We start from the raw sequence: 22,279 nt of genomic DNA, 5'->3' as shown, positions 1-22,279 counted from the left end.
ACAAGTCCGGAGGTTGGCGACAGAGTGCGGGCCATGTCCTACGCGCCCATTCTTGCCGCTGCCTTCGTGCTCTGGCCTGTTATCGGGCTGCTGGGTGCCCAGGGTTATGGGCCGTTGCTGGCGGTCACTGCATTGCCGGCACTGGCGCTGGCGCGACCGAAAATGCCGCCCGCCATCTATGCCCTGATGGCGCTGGCCTTCGTGTGCTGGGCGGCGATCAGCGAGACCTGGTCGCCGGCAACGCGCGGGCTGATTTCCGGGAACCTCCTGGAAGGGAATTTCGCGATCCGTGCGGCCAGCATGCGTATTGTGCTGACGGCCCTGTTTGGCATGCTTGCTGTGGCCGCTGCACTGCGCATTGCCAGCGGAACGGTGCAGGTATCTACGCGGGTCATGCTTGGGGCGTTTGCGGTGCAGGGGCTGATTCTGGCGATCAGCGCGGTATTCGGGCATCAGGTGGTGGCGATGGTCTATGGCGCTGACCCGATGGAACAGGCCAACGGCTTTCAGAATATCGCGCGCAACGCGAACGCATTCCTGATCGTGTTGCCAATTCTTGTCGCCTATGTCGGGGTGCGCCCCGGCTGGCGCTGGAAGGGCGTTGCAGGGGGTATTGTGGTGGCGACGGCCATCATTGTGATGCTCAATGGTTCGGATTCGGCGCTGATCGGCGTCCTGTTCATGCTTTTGGCGAGCTTTATCGTCTGGCTGGCACCGAAAACGGGCTATCGCTGGCTGATCAGCCTGATGGCCGGTTATGTCGCAGCGGCGCCTGTCCTGATCGGCGCGGCTATCAGCACGATGCGGACAATGGGCATCCATTTGCCGGCTTCATTCCAGTCGCGTGCATGGTCATGGGAGCTGGTCATCGGCAAGGCGGTCGAAAAGCCGCTGACCGGTCATGGTGTGGCCGCGTCGAAGACCTGGCGTGATACCTATTCCGATCATCCCGCGTGGCTGTCTCAGCTCCCGGACTTCTGGGCCGCCTATCCGGTGGTTCCGGGGCATCCGCACAATATGGCGCTGCAAATCTGGGCCGAGACCGGCGTGGTTGGCGCGGTGCTGGCAGGGCTGACACTGGTTGTCATTGCATTCCGCCTGCCGATGCCAAAGACGCTGCGCCCGGATGTCAGGTATGCGATTGCCGGACTGGTCGGCGTGGTGGCGAGCCTGTTCAGCTTTTCATATAGCGTCTGGAACGATTCCTTCTGGGCCAGCGTGGTCCTTGCCGTGTGCGCGATCATCCTCCTGTCGCGCCGCAACAGGGCATCGCTATGAGTGGGCAGGCGACGGTTTCGGCGATCGTCGTGTCGTACCATACCGGCCCGCGCCTGCATGAGTGCCTGTACGCCCTTAAATCTGATCCTGACGTGTCGGAGATCATTGTGGTGGACAATGGCAATCCGCCCGATGCCGAGGTCTGGCTGGATGGGTTCGTTGCCCGCACGGACAAGGCGCGGCTGATCCGGTCGGGCGACAATCCGGGCTTTGGCGCGGCGGTCAATCAGGGCGCTGCGACTGCGTTGAGCATGTTTCTGCTGGTTATCAACCCGGATGCGGTGATCCGGCGGGGGTCCGTTGGCCCGTTGCTGGCGGCCGCTGAAGGCGCAGACGACCCGGCGCTCGTCGGGGGCAGGATTTTCGATGTACGCGGACATGAAGAACGCGGGTGCCGTCGCAACACGCTGACCATCTGGCGGGCGCTGGGCCTTGGCAAGTGGACACTGGAGTCAGACCCTGCCCCGGTTGGACCGGTCGAGGTCGGCGCGGTATCGGGCGCTTTCTTCCTGATGAACCGGACAGCTTTCCACCGGATCGGCGGATTCGACGAGGCTTATTTCCTGCATGTCGAGGATGTAGACCTTTGCCGGCGCGTGCTCGCAGCGGGAGGCAATGTCATCTACCAGCCGCGCGCTGGGGCGCTTCATTACGGATCGACATCGGATGCGCCATCTGCCGTCGTACAGGCCCACAAGGCCAGGAGCCTGGTGCGCTATTTCCGCAAGTTCGCCAGCGGGCCCGCCGAGAAAGCGGTGGTGGCGCTGGCGGCGCCACTCTTCGGACTTGCGCTCAGGCTACGCGCTTAGAGGATTGCAGGGATCACGCGGTCAGGCGGGCGGTGCCCGTCAGCGAAGGTCTTGATATTGATGATGACTTTCTCGCCCATTTCCGTGCGGCCTTCGATCGTGGCCGAGCCCATGTGCGGCAGGAGCAGGACGTTCGGCAGGCCGAGCAGTTCTTCATTTACGGCAGGTTCGCGTTCGAAGACATCGAGCCCGGCGCCGGCCAGCTTGCCCGACTTGAGGGCACGCGCAAGGGCTGCTTCGTCGATCACTTCGCCGCGGGCCGTGTTGATCAGGAAGGCTTCCGGCTTCAGGAGGTCGATGCGGCGGGCATTCATGAGGTGGAACGTGGCTGGCGTATGGGGGCAGTTGATGGACACGATATCCATGCGGGCCAGCATCTGGTCCAGGCTGTCCCAATAGGTAGCTTCGAGGAGTTCTTCGGTGCGCGGGCTGACGGGTTTGCGATTGTGGTAGTGGACCTGCAGCCCGAAGGCCTTGGCACGGCGGGCCACGGCCTGGCCGATCCGGCCCATGCCGATGATGCCGAGGCGTTTGCCGGCCAGCCGCCGCCCCATCATCCAGGTTGGTGTCCAGCCGTCGAAACGTCCCTGGTCCATGACCTGAGCGCCTTCGTGCAGGCGCCGGGGGACAGCAAGGATGAGCGCCATCGTCACGTCTGCCGTGTCGTCCGTCAGCACGCCCGGTGTATTGGTGACGGTTATGCCGCGCTGAACCGCGCTCTGGACGTCGATATTGTCGACCCCGGCGCCGAACTGGGCAATGAGACGCAACTGGTCGCCGGCCCGGGCGAGCACGCTGCTGTCGATGCGGTCAGTCACGGTCGGTACGAGCACGTCAGCGGTCTGGACGGCTTCGACCAATTCTTCATGGCTAAAGGCATGATCGTCCTGATTGAGGCGTGTGTCGAACAGTTCCTTCATCCGTAGCTCGACAGGAGCGGGCAGTTTCCGGGTCACGACGATCTTGAGTTTCTTGGTTGGCATGTGGCCCCTCTGCATGTCTCCCATCGGGCTTAGCAGAGCGTTGCCGGAACGCCAACGCCTGTTGTTTTACGCGCGATTCATCTGGATGTGGCAGGGTACGACCTCAACAGCGCGTCTGGCAATCTGCACATGAAATGGGCACCCCTTATTGTCTCCGGAATCCTGGCGTTTGGCGGCCTTGCGGCAGCCGAGCGTCCGCAGGTTACACGCATCAGCCAGTTTTCCGGCAAGGCGGTGCCGCGCTTTGAAACCCTTAAATTTGCCGCCGTGAACGGGCGGTCCGGACCCAGCCGCGAGCATCCGGTCGTCTGGCGGTACGAGCGCAAGGGCCTGCCATTGCTGATTATCAAGGAAAGCCAGGACTGGCGGCGCGTGCGTGACCCGTCAGGTGATGAAGTCTGGGTGCATGCGCGCATGCTGGAGGCGGGTGCCGCAGCCATGCTGCAATCGGCCACGATGCTGCACGAGGCCCCTGATGCGGCCAGCCCTGTCGTCGCCTCACTGGAGGCGGGGGTACTGGTCGAGCTTGGCGCGTGCCGCGTGGCATGGTGCGCCCTTGAAGTGCAGGGTTTCGATGGCTGGGCACCCCGCGAGACGCTTTGGGGCGCCGACACAGGTGAAGCTGGTCTGTAAATCCGGATGGGTCAGGCGGTTGACAAGCCGGGCCGGTCACTGTGGTTAGGCGGCTACGCGCAATTCCAGGAGACCCCGACCATGTCCGGACCGCATGATTTTCACACCCCGAAATCCAGCTATACCAAGGCAGACCTGCTCGAGTCCGGCAAGGGCGGCTATTTCGGGCCGGGCAATGCGCAATTGCCGGCTCCGCCAATGCTCATGATGGACCGGATCACGGAAATCAGCATGGACGGTGGCGAATTCGGCAAGGGCCATGTGATTGGCGAACTCGATATTACGCCGGACCTCTGGTTCTTCGCGTGCCACTTCCCGGGCGATCCGGTGATGCCTGGCTGCCTTGGCCTCGACGCCATGTGGCAGATCGTCGGTTACTGGCTCGGCTGGTCAGGGAGCCCGGGCAAGGGACGCGCACTGGGCGTTGGCGAGGTGAGATTTACCGGCGAGATCACGCCGGACAAGAAACTCGTGAAATATGTTATCGACATGAAGCGCGTGCGCCGCGGCAGGCTCAATCTCGGCATCGCCGATGGCCGGGTCTATGTCGACGGTGAGCATGTCTACACTGCGCTCGACATGAAAGTCGGCCTGAAAAATATCAACGGCTAGGCTGACCCCTGCCGGTTATGGAACGTGACTGAGACTCGAAAAACTCCCAGATCACCTGGCTCGCGTCAAAATCCTCGACTGGCGCGTCACCCCGTCTGGAACCCTTGCTCCCGCCGGGCCAGGCGTGGGCGCCATGGATGATCTCATACCATTGCACCGGCGACTTGCAGCCTGCGCCACGGCGCAGCGTGTAAACATCAGTCACCGTCTTCGGCCGTGTTTCGCCCGGGCAGCCATTGGATGCCATCCAGTAGTCAAAGGCGGCCCCGGCCGGGGCGTAGGGCATGTCATTGGGCGGTTTGGTTATGCGCCGTTTGAACGTGCCGTTGCCACCGGCAGCCGGCACGTTCTCATCTTTCGCACCGGTGATGATCAGCGCCGGCACGGGCAGCGCGGCAGGCTTCTCGTCCCCGAAGACCGCACCGACCACGGGCGCGATGGCGGCAATCTTGCCGGACAGTTCCCTTCCGGCCCTGTGAGACATCATCGCACCGTTTGACATGCCGGTGACATAGACACGATCCGGATCGGCGATGCCCCTGACGACGAGAACGTCGATCAGGTCCGACAGGAAGCCGATATCGTCAATGCCTTCCTCCATCGCATACTGGCAGCAATGGCCGGCATTCCAGGTGAGAAACCGTCCACGCCCGGATCCGTCAGGATAGACAACCGTAAAACCATGGGTGACGGCGAGTGCGTTGAAGCCGGTCATCTTCACCCCGTTCTTCCCGTTGCCGCCTCCACCATGCAGCATGATCACGAGCGGCGACGGCCCCTTCAACCCGTCTGGCCTGTACATTTCGTAGGACCGCAGGGTGGCGCCGGAGGATACTTCGCCCTGTGTGAGCCCGTCCCTGTCCCGGAACGGACCGGCGTCGGCTGATGCGCAGGCTATGAGGCTTGTGACCAAAGCAGCGCCAAGGGCCAGTCTGGCGAGGCGGGAAACAGGCAGGGTCATCGCATCCTCCGGAGCCTTGTGCGGGCGTTTGAGCGTTCAACGCGAGCATGGTGCAATTCCGTCGCTGGTGCCGAAATTTCGTCGGACTTTGCTCCGTTCCGCGCGTGTCTGGGGTGCTGGCGGCGGTCAGAATAGGTTGACGTGGCGCGTGGTCCTGCCTAGCCGTTCTGTTCGAGAAAACAGAGAGGAATTGCCCCATGGCTGAAGACTGGAACCTGCCGGCAGGTGACCTGATGAAGGGCAAGCGCGGCATCGTGATGGGCGTTGCCAACCAGAACTCAATCGCCTGGGGCATTTCTAAGCAACTGGCGGCACAGGGCGCTGAGATTGCCTTTACCTACCAGGGCGAGACACTGGAACGCCGGGTGCGGCCGCTGGTCGAAAGCATCGGCATGGAGTTGATGATCCCGGCGGATGTGACCGATGATTCCAGCATGGATGCAGCGTTTGCCGAAATCAAAGCCAAATGGGGCAAGATCGACTTTCTCGTCCATTCGATCGCTTTTGCGGGAAAGGATGAGCTGCAGGGTTCGATGGTCGCCAATACGACGCGTGAGGGTTTCCGGCGGGCTATGGATATCTCGGTCTATTCCTTCATCGATTGTGCCCGTCGCGGTGCTGAGCTGATGCCAGATGGCGGGTCGATCATGTGCATGACCTATCTCGGTGCGGAACGGACCGTTCCCTCCTATAACGTGATGGGCGTGGCCAAGGCGGCGCTTGAGGCGTCGACCCGCTATGCGGCGCGCGATCTCGGGCCGCAGGGCATCCGCGTCAATGCGATCTCGGCGGGCGCCATGCGCACGCTGTCGCTGGCCGGAATCCGGGGCGGCAAGAGCCTGATGGGCACTGGTCGCGACTGGTCTCTGCTGAAGGAAGATACGAGCATGGAAGGTGTTGCCGGTTGCGCACTCTACCTGCTCTCCCCGCTCGGCCGCTCGATCGCAGGTGAAGTGATCCACGTCGATGCGGGCTTCCATGTGGTTGGCGTACCTGACCTGCCGGAGGATTGATACAGCCGCTCACTGCCCGATTGCCGTTCACCTTTGATTTGCCGGGAACTCGCATTCAACAACAAATCGTGCGCTGGCCAATTCCTTGCTATGAAAGTATCTCTGAGTTTTAGGGATGCACATGTCGTGCCGGTTTGGGACAAGACGCGATTGGGATGGCGCAACCGCGCGGCGAATAATATCGCGGCGCAGAGGCTGGCCTTCTTCGTCATATCCCTGATCGCGCTTACGCTGCGCCTGTGGCACGTCAATACACCATCCCTGTGGATGGACGAGGCGATCGCCGTCGGTCTCGCGGAACTGCCCATCGAGGCAATTCTGTTCGAACAACTCGACAATCATCCGCCCCTCTTCTTCCTGGTCCAGCATGTCTGGCAGGCCATGTTCCCGGATCCCGCGATGGCCCGCATCCCGGCGGCCCTGATCGGGGTGGCAACTGTCTATGTGGTGATGGCCGCGCTGCGTGACCTGGTCTCGCTGCGGGCAGCCATCATTGCGGGCCTGCTGCTCGCCCTGTCCACAGGCCACACCTATTACAGCCAGGAGGTCCGCATGTACGCGCTTGTCCTGTTCGGGCTGGCGCTTGCCACCTGGGGCGGTGTGGGCCAGGCCGAGCCGGGCCGACATGCTCCGAGGGTCTATGCCGCGCTGTATGTCGTTGGTGGTGCCATCGCGATCTATACGCAAGTCATTGGCCTTCTGGCCATGGGCCTTATAGGTTTCGCCGCGCTTGCGGGTGGGTTGATGGCAGGCGGGGGCAAGGCCTTTGCCCGCAGCTGGCTGTTCAGGAACCTTGTGCTCTTTGTCCTGATACTTCCGTGGACCCTCCTGATCCCTGGCTTCTTTGGCTTTACAGGCCTTCACCAGCCTCCCTCGGTAATCACGTCGCTGTGGTACTATAATACCATGACGGGTTTTCCCGGTCTCGGGTTCGTCGGTAACCTGCTTGTACTGGTTCTCTATGCCCTGGCTTGCTGGGGAATCCTTCGCACATGGATCAGTGGGCGGAAGGCTTTCAGCCTGACGCTCGCGGGACTCGTGATGGCCTATCCGCTCGCCCTTTTTGTTCTGAGCTTCGATCGTCCCCTGATTTCCGTGCGGACCCTCATTCCCTCAGCACTCGGCGTCTGTATGGCCGCAGGAATTGGGCTTGATGGCATCCGCCGGAAAAGACTGGTCTTGGGAATCGCCGCAATTATCCTGTCTGCCAGCCTCGCCTCGACGGCCCATCAACTTGCTTATCCGATCAAGCCCGAAAACTACAAGGCCGCCTACAGGTATCTCGACGGGTCAGGCTATGGAGACGCCCCGATTCTGAACTGTATCGACATGTCGACTGCGGCGGCCTGGTATGCACGACCTCAGGCCAAGATATATCTCTATCAGCGCGGCGGCCTGGTGCATTTCGCAGGCCCTGAATACTGGCAGGCCGCTCGCATGTCGATGCGCCGGTACTCCGTTGCAACCTCCCAGGAAATTGACGCCTTTGTGGGTGGCAGGCTGCTTGTCGATGGCGGATTTGACGGCGCATTCGGACAATCTGACAAGCTGGTATTCATGCGGCCCTTCTGCGCCGACCGGGACATGGCAGAGATCGAATCTGGCCTAACGCAACTCGGCTTCACGTTACAGTCTGAGCGCCTGATCGATGAGGGTGCGCCTCCCTTCCAGATCATGGCAATGCCCCACACCTGGGTCACGCTTTATGTTCGCGAAGAGTAAGTGGCGTTACCGGGCCGCCGCCTCATCCGCCGACTGTCACTGCCGGGCCCATGAAGCGGATGACATAGAACTTGCCTGGTGAGTCGCCCGGCTGGCGGGCATGCGCTGCCAGCTCGGCCTCCCCCTTCACCGTCCGCGGCACACCCCTTCCGATCGGTATATAGGTTCCATCCGTGGTATGCAGTTCGTAACCATGGAACATCCAGCCCGCAATCTCGGGTCGCTCAAGAATGGCCTGTCCGGCCTGCAGGCGGAGCGGCATATCGCCCGGCAGGTTGGCAGACAGGTCCATGAATAGTTGTGTTACCCAGACGCCTGTCTTCGTCTGCACGACACCCAGCGCAACATGGGTTGCCTTGGGGCTCAATATGTTCGCCCGGTGGCTGGGGCTGTCCATCAGGTTACCATGTAGCCTTGGCACAGCCTTGCGCTCGAAGTCCCATCGTCCGCGTATCGCTTCGATCATGGCGACATTCTCGGATGAATACTTGAACAGGGCCCGCCGGTCGAAGGCGAGAATACGGTCCTTGGGATTGCGCCCGTCCGGCCCGTCATGGCCGAAGAAGTCATTGTATGCCATGTCGAGACTGTGGAAGCGGGCGGCGTCGCGCAGCTCGGCCCGCAATGCCACGGGCGCCAGCCCCTCAAACGCCCTGGCCTGGTTGATAAGGTCCAGGAATTCCAGTTCCATGCGCTGGTCGAACTCATGGCCTTCCGGCAAGGTGGAAAGGCAGGGGAGCACCGTCTCGACATAGTCCGCCACTGCCGCGCCGCGTTGGAGCAAGTCCATATTGCAGGCAAACGCCGGAAGAGACGCTAGAGGCAGTCCAAGGGCAAGAAACAGCGCGCGTAATCTCATGGAATGGGAGCATACGTCCGGAAAGATGAATACAACAGTTACAGACGCATGCGTCTGCCCGCCGTTCATTCGTACCGTATCCATACGACCATCCATTCAAGAAGAACCGGGCGTCGCGAGCGTTTTGGATCATGTCTGCTTCGGTGCAGGCCGAAAGATCAGCGACGTCCGAAATCTTCACGCTCCGGGTCAGCCGGTGCAACGCGGCACGGGCGCAGCCCTGCGGCACCTTTTCAGCGGCCTTCGCGCGCACATGGCCCCTCAGGGCATGACTGCCCCTGCGGACGTTGCTCCACAGCCGGTCGCTTGAAGCGTCATTGCCATTACCTGCTGGCAGCAAGGGTGAAGTTCAGATTGCGCCGGCCGTTTGCAGGCGCGCCAGCACAGGCGCAATCATTCGCTCAATTGCCTCACCCGTCGGGCGGACATTTCCGTAGGCCGGTAAGCCTTCATCAGCGATGACGAGGTCGGCCTCGAACTTGGCAGGATAGGTCCACTGGTAATGCGCAGCCCGTACGGTGCCGAGATATTGCTGCAGCACGCTTTCGATCGTCCGGCCGCGTTCAGTCACATCGCGGCGTATCCGGCGCGCCAGGCGTAAATCATCTGGGGTGTCGACATAAACCGACAGATCAATCAATGAATGGATCTTCGCAAAGGAGAGGGCATGAATGCCCTCCAGGATCAGGACGGGCGCGGACTCAATGCGCCGCGTTCTTGTGCTGCGGTCATGGCGTTCGTAGTCATAGACCGGCTGGTCGATCGGCTCGCCCGCCTTCAGCGCCTTAACGTCCTTTACCAGGCGGTCGGCCTCCTTCGATTTCGGATCATCATAATTGATGCCCGCAACCAGGGCATTGCGCTCTGCTTCGGTCTGGTATTCGCCATAGTGGCGCATCGGATGGTAATAGGCGTCCTCGCCAAACATCACGGCCTTGTCGGAGCCTAGATGGTCAAGCAGGGCTTCTGCCAGCGTGGACTTGCCGGATCCGGACCCGCCGGACATGGCGATGAGAAATGCAGATTTTCGTTTCGTCATGATCGCTGCTTAGCGCTAAAATCGCCGGTCTTCCAACCAATAGCGACGTGAACTGGTCGTAAAAATGAAACGCCCGGCCCCCAAAAGGGGGCCGGGCAAGACATAAGGGGATAATTGCGGCGCCTACCGGCCGGTAACGATCGGGCCGCGTATCGAGAACTCTGAATTGTTCCGGGCAACGTCAAAGGTGAGATAAGCCTGTTGGCCAGGTTGAAGAGAGCCGGTCATCGTGGAGCCATACCCGCGCGCGATCGTATCGCCGGCAGGTGACGTCAGGCGCCATGCGACTGGCTGAAGTCCTGCCTCCTCGAACGTGGCGCGAATGTTGTCGTTGCCGGTCACGTGCACGGGCATTGGGGTTTCCAGACGACCGTCGACGCGGGCAAAAAGCTGGACAATGTAGGTGCGCCCATTGGCTTCAGCGATGCCGACGCCGGTATGGGTGAAGGCGCTTCGCGTCATGTTGCTGGAATTGACGGGGTCCCGGCGCAGGGCGTCGAACACGGCGCCGGCATCATGCTGGGTGCCTTCAACAATTGCGATATTGGCGCCGGCTGCACCGATCAGGACAGTGCGGTCCAGCATGCGAACGCGCTCAAGGTGGCCGCGGCCTTCGGGATCTGCATGACCGGCATAATCACGGGCCGCCATATCCATTGCATGGATGCGGGCGGCTTGTTCAAGCGATGCCAGGGGCGTGAGCGCAGCCTTGCTGTCGTCGGCGCGTATGCGGTCTGTGGCATCGATCAGCTGGCCTTCGAGCCGGGCATTCGATTTGGAATCGCTCTGGCTGTCGTAGCAGGCACTGACTTCCTGATTGAAGACTGCAGGATCAAGCGACAGGCCATCTGCGAGATTGCAAGTGGAGACTGCCGCTGCGGGCAATGTGAGCGCCGCAAGGGCCAACGCCGACAGTGACATAAATCTGTAACGTATCTGTAACATAACTGTCACAATACTTTCGTGACACTTCCATGTCAACGAAATTTCATCCGACTACAGAAAGATGTAGCTTTTACAGCTACAGATTCGGCGCCTTGCAGCAAAGAAAAAGGGCCGCCCCAAAGGGACGGCCCAGATCTAAAAACTACAAGAAAATGTAGGTCTATTCGCCTGCGTCAGCGCCTTCGATTTCCTTGCCGGTTGTCTGGTCGACAACCTTCATCGACAGGCGGACCTTGCCGCGGTCATCGAAGCCCATGAGCTTGACCCAGACCTTGTCGCCTTCCTTGACCAGTTCCTTCGGGTGGCCAATGCGCTCGTTCGCCATTTGCGACACGTGCACCAGGCCGTCCTTCGGGCCGAAGAAGTTCACGAAGATGCCGAAATCCTTCAGGCCCACGACTGTGCCTTCGTAGATTTCGCCGATCTCGGCTTCTGCTGTGATCTCGCGGATCATCTTCATGGCTTTCTCGATAGCGGGGCGGTCGAGCGCAGAAATCTGTACCGTGCCATCGTCGTCGATATTCACCTTGGCGCCGGATTCTTCGACAATGCCGCGGATGACCTTGCCGCCGGACCCGATAACATCGCGGATCTTGTCGGTCGGCACCTTCATGATTTCCATCTGGGGTGCATTTTCCGACAGGGCATCGCGTGACGTATCGAGGGCTTTCGCCATTTCGGCGAGGATGTGCATGCGCCCACCCTTTGCCTGCTCGAGCGCCGTTTTCATGATGTCCTTGGTGATGCCTGCGATCTTGATGTCCATCTGCAGCGAGGTCAGGCCCTTTTCAGTGCCTGCGACCTTGAAGTCCATGTCGCCGAGATGGTCTTCATCGCCGAGGATGTCCGAAAGGACGGCCACGCCGTCTGCTTCCTTGATCAGGCCCATCGCAATACCCGACACAGGTCGCGTGATCGGCACACCCGCATCCATCATCGCGAGCGAGCAGCCACAAACGGTCGCCATTGAGGACGAGCCATTGGACTCGGTGATTTCGGAGACAAGGCGGATCGTGTAAGGGAAGTCTGCATGTTCAGGCAGGACAGCCTGGAGCGCGCGCCAGGCGAGCTTGCCGTGCCCCGTTTCACGCCGGTTCGTGCCGCCCATACGGCCAGTCTCACCGACCGAATAGGGCGGGAAGTTGTAATGCAGCATGAATTTGGACTTGGTCGTGCCGTCGAGACCGTCGATGAACTGCTCATCATCGCTGGTGCCGAGTGTTGTCACGCAGATCGCCTGGGTTTCACCTCGCGTGAACAGTGACGATCCATGCGTACGCGGCAGGAAGCCGGCAATGGCTTCGATGGGGCGAACCTGATCGAGCGAGCGGCCGTCAATGCGCTTGCCGGTTTTCAGGATGTCGCCACGAACCACGGCGGCTTCGGCTTCCTTGAACGCGGTCTTGAAGGCTTCGCCGGTCATCTGGCCGGGCGCGTCTTCGGTGCCGACGAGTGCTTCCTTTGCCTTGTCGCGGGCGGCGCCCACGGCAGACTGACGCTCGAGCTTTTCCGTCATGGAGTAGGCAGACGACAGGTCTTTGCCAACCAGCTTCTGGATCGCAGCGAGCGCATCGGAATTGTCTTCCGCTTCGAACTCGAACGGCTCCTTCGCGGCTTTCTCGGCGAGGTCAATAATCGCGTCGATAATGGGCTGGATAGCGTCATGGCCAGCCATGACAGCGCCAAGCATCACGTCTTCGGAGAGCTCGTAGGCTTCCGATTCGACCATCATCACGGCGTCGGCGGTGCCGGCCATGACGAGGTCGAGTTCGGACTCTTCCAGTTCGGCGATGGTCGGGTTGATGATGTACTCACCATCCTTGTAACCCACACGTGCCGCGCCAATCGGGCCCATGAACGGTGCGCCGGACAGGACGAGCGCAGCGGAGGCGCCGATCATGCCAAGGACGTCAGCATCGTTCTCAAGGTCATAGGACATGCAGGTCAGGACGACCTGGACTTCGTTCTTGAAGCCCTTGACGAAAAGCGGGCGGATCGGGCGGTCGATGAGGCGCGAGGTCAGCGTCTCTTTCTCGGTCGGACGGCCTTCACGCTTGAAGAAGCCACCCGGGATGCGGCCCGATGCGTAATATTTTTCCATATAGTTGACGGTCAGGGGGAAGAAGTCCTGACCCGGCTTGGCCGACTTTGCAAAGCATGCAGTCGCGAGGACCTTGGTGTCCCCATAGGTCACCATGACGGCACCGTCTGCCTGGCGAGCCACCTGGCCCGTCTCAATTGTCAGCGTGCGTCCCGCCCATTCCAGCGACACGGATTGTTTGTTGAACATTTCGATTTCTTTCTTTTCACATACGAAAAGCCCGCCATGGCCCTATTGCCCGGCGGGCTTGTTTTTGCGGACCTAGCGGCGGATGCCGAGTTCCGTGATGAGCGTCTGGTAACGCGCTTCATCTTTGCCTTTGACATAGTCAAGTAGCTTCCGGCGCGTGGCGACCATGGTCAGCAAGCCGCGGCGCGAGTGGTTGTCTTTCTTGTTGGTCTTGAAGTGGTCGGTCAGGTTGTTGATGCGCTCTGTGAGGATCGCAACCTGCACTTCGGGGGAACCGGTGTCGCCTGCCTTGATGGCAAACTTCTGGATCAGTTCCTGTTTCTTTTCAGCCGTAATCGACATCGGGTCTCTTTCATGAATATCGCCAAAAAGGCGAAGGGTTTCAAAGTCTTGCGGCCTCATGGCTGCGGGGGTTGGGGCGGGATCTGGACCCTGGTGTCCGGTGCCGGGATGTCGTCCAGCAGGGGATTCAGGGCGACCTTCGCCTCAAGGGGCGGCTTATGGCGGATTTAGGCCCGTTTGGGAAGGGGGTGGGGTGATATGGGCGGCGGGAGGGTCCGTTGTGGGGCGCGGGGTGCCCGCCGGTGGGTTGGAGGGGTGGCTGAAGGGTGGAAAGAGGGGGATTGGCGGGGCAGAACCTAGGCGCTCCGCCCCTCGCGCACATTGAACACGCGAACCGGCTCGAAATGCCCGGCGCGCACGTCGCCCAGGGCGATGGCGATGCCGTTACAGGTCGCGAGGGCGAGGCGGTCGTCTTCGTCATCGGGATTGCGGGCGCCGCGCCAGGCTTCGACCACATGCGGCAGCAACATGATGGTGCGGCCCTGGCGCAGGTCGCCGGCGTCGGACGGGCTGACGGCAAGGTCCGGAATACCCGCGAGAACTGACTGGACGGGTTTCAGGACCGCTAGCAGGTCTGCCTTGTCGGTCATGTCCTGCAAGGCCGAGATGGCGATGGCATCGGCGGCGCCAAAGGTGCCGACGCGGGTGCGGCGCAGCTGGCTGATATGGCCGTCACAACCGAGATCGAAGGCGACGTCCCTGGCCATGGCGCGGACATAAAAGCCCTTGCCGGAGGTGACGTGAATGACCGTATGGTCAGCGTCAGGCATGCCGATGACGCTGGCAGCATGCACCATGACTTCACGCGATTTCAATTCGAAATCCTCGCCTTCGCGGGCGAGGTCATAAGCGCGCTGGCCGTCGACCTTGATGGCGGAAAACTTGGGCGGGACCTGCTCGATCTGGCCGAGATAGTTTGCAAGCACGGCTTCGACCGCTTCGCGCGTCGGGCGGGTATCGGATGTGGACGTGACCTCGCCTTCGGCATCCTGGCTGGCCGTGGAGACGCCCCATTGGATCGTGAAAACGTATTCTTTTTCCGAATCCATTGCCCATTGCACCGTCTTGGTTGCTTCGCCGAACGCGATGGGCAGGATGCCGTCGGCCAGCGGATCGAGCGTGCCACCATGGCCAACCTTGTCGGCATTGTAGAGCCGCTTCAGGATGGCGACGGCCTGAGTGGAGGTCATCTCGACCGGCTTGAACAGGTTCAGCCATCCGCTGACCGGATCACCCTTGCGTTTTCTCTGGCGGGCCAAATCATTGTCTCCTGCAGGCCGGGGGCGGTTCGAACGCCGGCGGGCCATCTTCGTGCTGGCATGGTAAAAGCAAGGCGCGGCCTTAGGCTTGCTGCGGCCCCGCGTCAACTGCCAGGCCGGTCAGGACGCGGACTTGAGCCGCTCGGCTGCCGCCTCTTCCTCATCGGCATCAAACAGGAGTTCCGGTTCATGCTGAGGCGGCGACATGTCTTCGCGCGGTGGGGCAGGGGAGGCCGGGCGGGCGGACTTTGGCAGTTTCAGGTCAACAATATCGAGATTGAGATCGAACTCGCCGATGGTTTCGGTGTCGCCGGTATCCATCTTGTGGCGAACGACATCGCGGATTTTCACCAGGACATCCCGATTATTGTCGACCACCGGGATCTGCCGACCATCCGATGTGCCGATGGTCAGGCGGTAATAGGGCTCGCGCTTCCTGATTTTCATGGCGATCATTGCGGCACGGATGCCGAGGAACACGCCAAGCAATATGAGAGCACCACCCATAAAGAGGGCCACGAGGCCGGACTGGCGGCCAGGCACGAGGAACCACCAGGCCAGGCTGACGAGGCCGAAGAACAGGTTGGCGACACACAGGGTCGCGTGCAGTCTCTGGGACTTGCGGTTGCGGGGCATGTCCCACGGCGCAAATTCGATGGATTCAATGGACATTGTGGCGATGCGGCGGATGGCGATCGTATCGTCGCCCATCTGGAGCGATGCGGCCGAGATTTCTCCCTGCCGGGCGCCTTCCATGTCGAGTGTCTGGCGGTCCATGCGGCCCGTCCCCTTATCGCGAACCCGAACGGTCTCAGCACATCGCCGCCAAGTCAAATGACAAAGCGGATAGGGCACCGCACGCGGGAATCCTATTCCTGCAGGTCGCGCTTCACGCGTGGATCGGCCAGAAGGCGGTCAATATGCGTCGCCTCATCATAGGACTTGTCGGCAATGAAGTGCAGTTGCGGCGTAAACTTCATGTCAATCTCGCGGCCAAGTTTCCCGCGCAGAAAGGGTGATGCACGCGTCAGGGCTTCGGCCAGCTTGTCGCGGCCTTCCTGCGTATCGTCGCCCAGCGGCGTGACGAAGACGTTGGCATGACGCAGATCGGGCGAGCAGCGCACTTCACCGACCGTGATGATGACGGATGCAAGATCGGGATCGCGCAAATCCTCGCGGGCGAGAATGTCGGCAAGTGCGTGGCGGATGATTTCCCCGGCGCGCAACTGGCGCTGGGAGGGCATGCCGGCAGCGGCAGGTTTTCGGGCCATCAGTGAGGAACCTTTTCCTGTAGGCGTGAAATGAATGCGGCGCGTGCGGACTTGTCCTTGCCGAACCAGGCATCGGGGATGATCAGTGAATCGGCGCCGTTGACGAGAACAGCGACATGCCGCCGCTCGGCTTTTACAGATGAAATGCACGACCAGTCGATGCGTGTCTCGATTCCGCCCCGCCGGACGATGATCTGGTCATCACCGAGGGTAATGTCTGTCGAGAGGGTCATTTCCGTGCCGCGTCCGTGCTTGTGCCGGTATGACCAGCGAATGAAGATCAGGTACCAGGCGATGCCGGCAAAGGCGGCAATGAAGGCCGAGATGAACCATTGCCAATAGGGCGACAGGCCGACGAGACGCATGGCCTCGCGTACCATGACGGCCATGCTGGCAGAAATGATCGGCGCCGTCACACCGGCATAATAGACGGCAGTCGGGCCCACGGACCCGCCACGCGTGAGGCGGGTCAAACGCTTCACATCCTTCTCCCGCAGGAGACCCGAGATGTTCAGCGTCTGGCTCATTGTGCCTGCCCCTAGGCGAGGGTCCTTGCGATTTCCTCAACCTGGAAGCACTCGATCTTGTCGCCGACGCGGATGTCTTCATAGCGTTCGAACGCCATGCCGCATTCCATGCCGCCGGAGACTTCGTTGACCTCGTCCTTGAAGCGCTTCAGCGTTTTCAGCTTGCCTTCGTGGATCACGACATCGTCGCGCAGGAGGCGGACGCCGCAACCGCGAAGCACCTTGCCTTCGGACACACGGCAACCAGCAACCTTGCCGACCTTGGTGATGTTGAACACTTCGAGAATGTCGGCGTAACCGAGGAAGGTTTCGCGCTTCTCTGGTGCGAGCATGCCCGAAAGGGTCGATTTCACATCGTCAATCAGGTCGTAAATCACCGAATAGTAGCGGATCTCGACGCCTTCCTTTTCGGCAAGGTCGCGGGCCTGCTTGTTGGCGCGGACGTTGAACGCAAAGATTGGCGCATTCGACGAGCGGGCGAGCAGGACATCGCTTTCGGAAATACCGCCGACAGCGCCATGGATGACGCGGGCACGGACTTCTTCAGTCGAGATCTTGTCGAGCGACATGGAGATCGCCTCGACCGAGCCCTGCACGTCGCCTTTGACAACAACCGGGAGCTCGGACGTTTCGACCGTGCCATCTTTCAGGCGGCTGAGCAGCTGGTCGAGCGAGGCACGCGCTGCAGCACCCGCCTTGCCGGAGACCTGACGCTTTGTGCGCAGGCGATAGTCGGTAATCTCGCGGGCACGGGCTTCCGTTTCGACGACCACGAAGGCTTCGCCGGGATCAGGCGCGCCATCGAGACCGAGCAGTTCGACCGGAAGGGACGGGCCCGCGTCCTGAAGCTGCTGGCCACGTTCGTCAGTGATCGCGCGGACCTTGCCCCACTGGGCGCCGGCAACGACGATGTCGCCGCGCTTGAGCGTGCCGCGCTTGACGAGCACGGTGGCGACGGGGCCGCGGCCCTTGTCGAGCTGGCTTTCGATGACCACGCCATCGGCGACGCGGTCGGGGTTGGCTTTCAGCTCGAGGATCTCGGCCTGAAGCGAGATTGCATCAGTGAGTTCGTCAAGGCCGATGCGGGACTTAGCGGAAACTTTCACGGCCTGGGTTTCGCCGCCCATGCTTTCGACCTGCAGGTCGTGCTGGAGCAGGTCTGTCAGAACCTTGTCCGGTTCGGCGTCATGAAGGTCAATCTTGTTGACCGCCACAATGATCGGGACGCCGGCCGCCTTGGCGTGATTGATGGATTCGATCGTCTGCGGCATGACGGAATCGTCAGCGGCAACCACGAGAATCGCAATGTCCGTGGCGTTCGCGCCGCGCGCACGCATGGCGGTGAATGCGGCGTGACCTGGCGTATCGAGGAAGGTGATCTTCTGGCCGGATTTCAGCTGGACCTGATATGCGCCGATATGCTGCGTGATGCCGCCGGCTTCGCCGGACACGACATCGGTTGAGCGCAGGGCGTCGAGCAGTGATGTCTTGCCGTGGTCGACATGGCCCATGATCGTGACGATTGGCGGGCGGGACTGCATGGACGCCGGATCGTCGGCTTCGCCTTCAAGGCCGATTTCAACGTCGGATTCTGCCACGCGCCGTACGGTGTGACCGAATTCCTCGGCGATCAATTCGGCCGTATCGGCGTCAACAATATCATTGCCGCGCAGCATTTCGCCCTGATTGATCATGAATTTCACGACATCAGCGACGCGTTCATTCATCCGGCCTGCAAGATCCTGCAGGGTGATGGTTTCAGGCAGCGTGACCTCGATCGAAACCTTCTCGCGCTGTTCCCCGCCGCCGAAACGGCGTTCGCGTTCACGCTCGCGGGCGCGGCGCACGGATGCGAGCGAGCGCTGGCGGTCCGCATCGTCGCCAAGAGCGGACGAGATGGTCAGCTTGCCGCGGCGACGTTCGCCGCTGTCACGGGTTGTGCGGGCGACAGCTTCGCGTGAACGCTCGCGGTCATCCTTGCCCGTCTTGCCACGCTTGCTGCGGCTGGTTGCTTCTTCTGCGGCCGGATCAGGCTGGGCCGGGGCCGCATTGACGTCGGGCTTTGTGGTGCGGCTGCGTGAGCCACGGTCAGCTTCGGCTGGCGCGGCAGCAGCGGCTGAAGCGTCAGCGTCGGCCTTGCGGGCGGCTTCTTCCTCGGCACGGCGGCGCGCTTCGGCTTCGTCGCGCTCGCGGGCTTCCTGTGCCTTGCGCTCCTGTTCGGACCGGAGGCGATCCTGCGCAGCAGCGACTTCCTTGTTACCGATGGCGCGGTTGGCCTCTTCGGCCTTGCGCTCGAGCAACACCTTCTGGCGGGCCTTGAGCTCGTCGACCGTGATGCCAAGCTTGCGCGCGGTAGCGATCAGGCGCGCTTCGAGCGTGTCTGACTGCTGCCGGGCGGGGGCTTCGCTTGTCTGTCCGGCTGCGGGGCCTGCGCCGCCAGGGCCAACCGCCCGGCGCTTCTTGGTTTCCACCACAACCTGTTTCGAGCGGCCATGGCTAAAGCTCTGCTTCACCGTGCCAGCTGATTTGCGGGCCACGGTGAGCGGCTTGCGGCCACCCGAATTATTACCTGTATCGTTCGTTTCGCTCATACGTCCTACATATCACAGTTTCAGCCGAAACGCCCATGCGTCCCGGCAAGTTTTCAAGACCGATCCTGATCCTTGAACCAGTTCAATTCGGGGGCTTCGCGAAACCCGGTCAGCCGGCGATAGGCCAGAGTCCACGTCTTCGCAATGGCTCCCTTGCGGACGAGACCGTGTATCACACGGTCGCGACCAAAAGCCATGCCCAATTCCGCAGAGGTGAGGGCCCCTGCGACGTTCACGCTGCTATATAGCGCTTTGGCGAGAAAATACACCTTGTTACGCCCATCTTCTGCACCATCGGATGCTTCGAGCAGTATTCCATGCGTCTTCTTGCGCAGTGCGTCCTTGACCTGATCATAGCCGAGAATCACGCCGCCCGCCTTCTTGGCCATGCCGAGCACGCTGAGACAGCGCTGGAGCAGCAGGGCCTCGACCTGGTCGGCAAGGCCTTCGGGCACCTTGACCTGGGCCTTGAAACCGCGCGCAAACGCTCCCTTGGAGGCGGCCAGCGTGATGCTGTCACGATCCGCCTTCACCCAGACACCGCGGCCCGGAAGCTTTGAATTGATATCCGGCGTCACGACCATGTCGGGAGAGAGCACGAAGCGTACCATCTCCGTCTGCGCCAGACGCTCTCGCGTCACGGCGCACTGACGGACGGGGCCCTCCCCATCCGTCGTGTCACCTGCCGTGCCGGTTACGCGCGGATCACTCTTTCGGTGCGGCTTCGTCATCGCCGCCCTCCGCTGCCAGGGCATCAAGGTCAAACTCGAGCTCTTCAAGGGCTGCGTCTGCAGCGTCTGCACCGCCAAGGTCGCCAAGGGCGAGCAGGGCGCGTTCTTCTTCTGTCAGGTCTGCCGTGTCAGTTTCGGCCGGCTTCTGGGCGGCCTGCAACTGCTCCAGGGCGTCAGCCTCGATCCAGCCGGCCAGGACGCGGGCCTTCATGATGAACATCTGCGCGTCATCCTTGCGCATTTCGCCCTTCTTCAGGATGCCCTCCACCCAGACAGGCTTGCCGTCAGGGCCCGGTTCGCGGTTGCCGGTGATGTCATCGGGAACGAGCCCGGCAACGTCTTCGACAGTCTTCACGCCCTCAAGGCCAAGTTTCACGGCAAAGGAGGGGGTCATGCCATCAAGTTCCATGACTTCGTCTTCGACACCGAGTTCCTTGCGCTTGGCATCGTTTTCGGCGGCGACACGGTCGAGGAATTCGCGCGCGCGTTCCTGCAGCTCAGCGGCAACTTCTGCATCAAAGCCTTCGATCTGGATGAAGTCCTCCGGCGCAACAAAAGCGATTTCCTCGACGGTCTCGAAGCCTTCCGATGCCAGCAGCTGGGCCAGCGTTTCGTCAGCGTCGAGTGCTTCGACAAAGAGGTCGGTGCGCTCCTGGAATTCACGCTGGTAACGCTCGGAGTCTGCCGATTCCGTGACGAGGTCGATCTGCCAGCCGGTCAGCTGGGAGGCGAGACGCACGTTCTGGCCGCGGCGGCCAATGGCGAGTGGGAACTGGTCGTCTGCAACGACAACTTCCACGCGGCGCTCTTCTTCATCAAGCACCACTTTCGACACTTCGGCCGGCTGCAGCGCATTAACGATGAAGGTCGCGTCATCATAGTTCCATGGAATGATGTCGATCTTCTCTCCCGAGAGTTCGCCAACCACGGCCTGAACGCGGGCACCGCGCATGCCGACACAGGCGCCGACCGGATCGATCGAGCTGTCATTCGAGATCACGCCAATCTTCGCGCGGCTGCCCGGGTCGCGGGCACAGGCGCGGATGTTGATGACACCGTCATACACTTCCGGCACCTCCTGGGCGAACAGCTTGACCATGAAGTCAGGGGCTGCGCGTGACAGGAAGATTTGCGGGCCCTTCACTTCGCGGCTGACCTTGTAGAGATAGGCGCGGACGCGGTCGTTCGGCTGGAAGTTCTCGCGCGGGATACCGTCATTGCGGCGAATGATGCCTTCGGCACGGCCGAGGTCGACGATGACGTGGCCGTATTCGACGCGCTTGACGATGCCGTTGATGATCTCGCCGACCCGATCCTTGTATTCCTCGTACTGACGCTCGCGCTCGGCATCACGCACTTTCTGCATGATAACCTGTTTCGCGGTCTGGGCGGCGACACGGCCGAAGTCGAAGGGCGGGAGTTCTTCCTTCAGTTCGCTGCCGATCTCAAGCTCGGGGTCAATTCGCTTGGCTTCCGACAGGCGCAGTTCCTTGGAATCGTCTTCCAGGTCTGCGTCAGCGACAACAGTCTGGATGCGCCACAGCGTCTGCTCGCCGGTCGCAGGGTCGATCTTCGCGCGGATGTCGTGCTCCTGGCCATACTTGGCCTTCGCCGCCTTTTCGATGGCTTCCTGCATCGCTTCCACAACGATGCGCTGGTCGATCGATTTTTCTTCTGCGACCGCCTTGGCGATCTGAAGAATTTCCAGCCTGTTGGCTGAAACGCCGATTGTGTTCATGTGACGTCTCCCGTCTTCTCGTTCATGTCTGTTTCGTCGTCGGTTTCATCGATCTCGAAGTCTTCAAGACCATCTTCGTCCATTTGCGGCGGCAGGCTGCCATCGGCGCGCGCTGCATCGATCAGGGCGTCTGTCAGGACGAGTGTCGCGCGGCTCATCTCGTTGACATGGGCCACCAGCTCGGTGTCGTCATCAAGTTCGATGTGCGCTCCGGCATCGTCTTCGCCGGTAATCGTGCCGGTGAACCGGCGGCGGCCATCGAGCGGACGGATCAGTTCAATCCTGACGTCATGCCCAACCCAGCGCCCGAAATCGCCCGGTCGGGTCAGCGGCCGGTCGATACCCGGCGTGGACACTTCAAGCGTATAGGCTTCCTTGATCGGGTCGGACTCTTCGAAAACCGGGCTGAGCGCCCTTGAAAGCCGGGCGCAATCCTCGACGCTTGTCGGCGCGCCACCAGCCCGTTCGGTCATGATCTGCAGGCCCGGGCGTCGTCCGCCCATGACCCGCAGGCGCACGATTTCAAGCCCGAGACCCGTCGCCACTGGGGCGGCGAGTTCGAGAATACGGCGTTCCTGTTCAGTCAGGGCAATCATGATTTTCGGGCAAATCCGGGCAAAGAAAAACGGCGGCCCCGTTGCCGGAACCGCCGCCGATATTTTTCGACTTGGACGCT

At 61.4% G+C, this 22,279-nt stretch carries 21 protein-coding genes; 6 read left to right on the top strand and 15 right to left on the bottom strand.

Annotated elements, in window-relative coordinates:
- Positions 1-33 precede the first annotated feature (33 nt).
- Together ACQ66M_RS06445 and ACQ66M_RS06440 are read left to right on the top strand one after the other, a co-directional pair.
- A complete protein-coding gene (locus tag ACQ66M_RS06445) occupies positions 34-1,278 on the top strand; it encodes an O-antigen ligase family protein (protein WP_350172853.1) in 1,245 nt (414 codons plus the stop codon).
- On the top strand, positions 1,275-2,087 hold the full coding sequence (locus tag ACQ66M_RS06440) for a glycosyltransferase family 2 protein (protein WP_350172851.1): 813 nt from the start codon (positions 1,275-1,277) through the stop codon (positions 2,085-2,087). Before ACQ66M_RS06445 ends, ACQ66M_RS06440 begins: the two co-directional genes overlap by 4 nt.
- Here ACQ66M_RS06440 and ACQ66M_RS06435 read toward each other — a convergent pair.
- Complete coding sequence (locus tag ACQ66M_RS06435) at positions 2,084-3,070, bottom strand: 2-hydroxyacid dehydrogenase (protein WP_350172849.1); 987 nt, start codon at positions 3,068-3,070, stop codon at positions 2,084-2,086. The two genes, ACQ66M_RS06440 and ACQ66M_RS06435, sit on opposite strands and share 4 nt — an antisense overlap.
- Before the next feature lie 129 nt (positions 3,071-3,199).
- On the opposite strand from ACQ66M_RS06435, the gene ACQ66M_RS06430 reads away from it, so the two are divergent.
- Both ACQ66M_RS06430 and fabA read left to right on the top strand, forming a co-directional pair.
- Positions 3,200-3,703: an SH3 domain-containing protein gene (locus tag ACQ66M_RS06430; RefSeq protein ID WP_350172847.1), complete on the top strand. Its 504-nt coding sequence runs from the start codon at positions 3,200-3,202 to the stop codon at positions 3,701-3,703.
- Positions 3,704-3,784: 81 nt separating this feature from the next.
- Positions 3,785-4,315: a bifunctional 3-hydroxydecanoyl-ACP dehydratase/trans-2-decenoyl-ACP isomerase gene (fabA, locus tag ACQ66M_RS06425; protein WP_430402617.1), complete on the top strand. Its 531-nt coding sequence runs from the start codon at positions 3,785-3,787 to the stop codon at positions 4,313-4,315.
- Here the strand turns inward: fabA and ACQ66M_RS06420 are convergent.
- Positions 4,305-5,276: an alpha/beta hydrolase family esterase gene (locus tag ACQ66M_RS06420; protein ID WP_430402615.1), complete on the bottom strand. Its 972-nt coding sequence runs from the start codon at positions 5,274-5,276 to the stop codon at positions 4,305-4,307. The genes fabA and ACQ66M_RS06420 overlap by 11 nt on opposite strands.
- A gap of 197 nt (positions 5,277-5,473) precedes the next feature.
- On the opposite strand from ACQ66M_RS06420, the gene ACQ66M_RS06415 reads away from it, so the two are divergent.
- Entirely contained in the window at positions 5,474-6,289 is an 816-nt protein-coding gene (locus tag ACQ66M_RS06415; RefSeq protein ID WP_430402613.1) for an enoyl-ACP reductase FabI, read from the top strand.
- 90 nt (positions 6,290-6,379) lie between these two features.
- Positions 6,380-8,011: a glycosyltransferase family 39 protein gene (locus ACQ66M_RS06410; RefSeq protein ID WP_430402611.1), complete on the top strand. Its 1,632-nt coding sequence runs from the start codon at positions 6,380-6,382 to the stop codon at positions 8,009-8,011.
- 22 nt (positions 8,012-8,033) lie between these two features.
- On the opposite strand, the gene ACQ66M_RS06405 is transcribed toward ACQ66M_RS06410, so the two are convergent.
- From ACQ66M_RS06405 to rimP, 13 genes are all read right to left on the bottom strand, one after another.
- Complete coding sequence (locus ACQ66M_RS06405; RefSeq protein ID WP_350172837.1) at positions 8,034-8,801, bottom strand: CAP domain-containing protein; 768 nt, start codon at positions 8,799-8,801, stop codon at positions 8,034-8,036.
- A 418-nt stretch (positions 8,802-9,219) separates the two neighbouring features.
- Positions 9,220-9,909: a uridine kinase gene (gene udk, locus ACQ66M_RS06400; protein ID WP_350172835.1), complete on the bottom strand. Its 690-nt coding sequence runs from the start codon at positions 9,907-9,909 to the stop codon at positions 9,220-9,222.
- A gap of 123 nt (positions 9,910-10,032) precedes the next feature.
- Positions 10,033-10,830 (bottom strand): CAP domain-containing protein, encoded by a 798-nt coding sequence (locus tag ACQ66M_RS06395; RefSeq protein WP_430402609.1) that lies wholly within the window; start codon positions 10,828-10,830, stop codon positions 10,033-10,035.
- A gap of 184 nt (positions 10,831-11,014) precedes the next feature.
- Complete coding sequence (pnp, locus tag ACQ66M_RS06390) at positions 11,015-13,144, bottom strand: polyribonucleotide nucleotidyltransferase (RefSeq protein WP_350172831.1); 2,130 nt, start codon at positions 13,142-13,144, stop codon at positions 11,015-11,017.
- 72 nt (positions 13,145-13,216) lie between these two features.
- Positions 13,217-13,486 (bottom strand): 30S ribosomal protein S15, encoded by a 270-nt coding sequence (rpsO, locus tag ACQ66M_RS06385; protein WP_045696572.1) that lies wholly within the window; start codon positions 13,484-13,486, stop codon positions 13,217-13,219.
- Between the two features lie 296 nt (positions 13,487-13,782).
- A complete protein-coding gene (truB, locus tag ACQ66M_RS06380) occupies positions 13,783-14,793 on the bottom strand; it encodes a tRNA pseudouridine(55) synthase TruB (RefSeq protein WP_430402607.1) in 1,011 nt (336 codons plus the stop codon).
- 72 nt (positions 14,794-14,865) lie between these two features.
- Entirely contained in the window at positions 14,866-15,522 is a 657-nt protein-coding gene (locus tag ACQ66M_RS06375) for a DUF6232 family protein (protein WP_430402605.1), read from the bottom strand.
- A 92-nt stretch (positions 15,523-15,614) separates the two neighbouring features.
- Positions 15,615-16,016, bottom strand: a complete 402-nt coding sequence (gene rbfA / locus ACQ66M_RS06370; RefSeq protein ID WP_350172825.1) for a 30S ribosome-binding factor RbfA — start codon at positions 16,014-16,016, stop codon at positions 15,615-15,617.
- Complete coding sequence (locus tag ACQ66M_RS06365; protein ID WP_350172823.1) at positions 16,016-16,543, bottom strand: YcxB family protein; 528 nt, start codon at positions 16,541-16,543, stop codon at positions 16,016-16,018. The genes rbfA and ACQ66M_RS06365 overlap by 1 nt, the downstream gene beginning before the upstream one ends.
- An 11-nt stretch (positions 16,544-16,554) precedes the next feature.
- Complete coding sequence (gene infB / locus ACQ66M_RS06360; protein WP_350172821.1) at positions 16,555-19,134, bottom strand: translation initiation factor IF-2; 2,580 nt, start codon at positions 19,132-19,134, stop codon at positions 16,555-16,557.
- A 53-nt stretch (positions 19,135-19,187) separates the two neighbouring features.
- Positions 19,188-19,865: an RNA-binding protein gene (locus ACQ66M_RS06355; protein ID WP_350172819.1), complete on the bottom strand. Its 678-nt coding sequence runs from the start codon at positions 19,863-19,865 to the stop codon at positions 19,188-19,190.
- Positions 19,840-21,603 carry a transcription termination factor NusA gene (gene nusA / locus ACQ66M_RS06350; RefSeq protein ID WP_430402603.1) on the bottom strand — a complete coding sequence of 588 codons (1,764 nt, stop codon included), beginning with the start codon at positions 21,601-21,603 and terminating at the stop codon, positions 19,840-19,842. The genes ACQ66M_RS06355 and nusA overlap by 26 nt, the downstream gene beginning before the upstream one ends.
- Positions 21,600-22,199 (bottom strand): ribosome maturation factor RimP, encoded by a 600-nt coding sequence (gene rimP, locus ACQ66M_RS06345; RefSeq protein ID WP_350172815.1) that lies wholly within the window; start codon positions 22,197-22,199, stop codon positions 21,600-21,602. The genes nusA and rimP overlap by 4 nt, the downstream gene beginning before the upstream one ends.
- Positions 22,200-22,279: the final 80 nt, after the last annotated feature.

Origin of the sequence: Hyphomonas sp., assembly GCF_965284475.1 — a bacterium.
In the GTDB taxonomy this organism is placed as follows: Bacteria; Pseudomonadota; Alphaproteobacteria; order Caulobacterales; family Hyphomonadaceae; genus Hyphomonas.
Note: the sequence above shows the minus strand (reverse complement) of the source record. Positions and strands in the feature narration are given on the sequence as shown.